This is a genomic window from Halomonas sp. SIMBA_159 (assembly GCF_046536035.1).
Classification (GTDB): domain Bacteria; phylum Pseudomonadota; class Gammaproteobacteria; order Pseudomonadales; family Halomonadaceae; genus Vreelandella; species Vreelandella venusta_A.
This window is the reverse complement of record NZ_JAWJBT010000094.1, coordinates 1-472: the sequence shown is the minus strand read 5'-3', so window position 1 is coordinate 472 and position 472 is coordinate 1. Positions and strand designations below refer to the sequence as shown.

Here is a 472-nt window from a genome sequence, read left to right as displayed (position 1 = left end):
GCTGGTGCCGCGAGATCCTCGACGCGATCCCCGGTGCCGCGCTCGAGGTCATCCCCGACCACGGACACGGCACACTCATCAGCGACTCCGAGCCCGCTGCCCGCCTGATCCACGAGTTCGCCGCCCGTCTCTGACGGCCGGTCGGTCTCGCGGGGGTTCGTCGCGACCGGTGTTCACAACTCCTCAAGAAAGCGCACCGACCTCGCTTTCGCCGGCATCTGGGCTCCCTTACAGCCAATCCTTGAGGAGTCATGAGCGAGTCGTGGGCCGAAAGCGCGGTCCCATTCCCCGGATGACCTCGGCGACTGCCTGTCGGACGGTCGGATCGTTCCGCAGAATGTCGACCGCAAGGGGCCGGATCGTCACATACCCCTGCATCGCAGCTGCCATATCCCGCCGCCGATCATCGACCTGTTTGGCCCAACCCTCGTGGAACTCCTTGCTGTCGCACTCGATGATGAGCCACCCCTCG

General features: G+C 65.7%; 1 protein-coding gene. It reads right to left on the bottom strand.

Annotated features, from left to right (window positions below; translation table 11 throughout):
* Nucleotides 1-249: 249 nt before the first annotated feature.
* Nucleotides 250-472 (bottom strand): putative endonuclease domain-containing protein (locus R0J87_RS18510; RefSeq protein WP_498888008.1); only part of this gene is annotated, 223 nt, incomplete at its 5' end.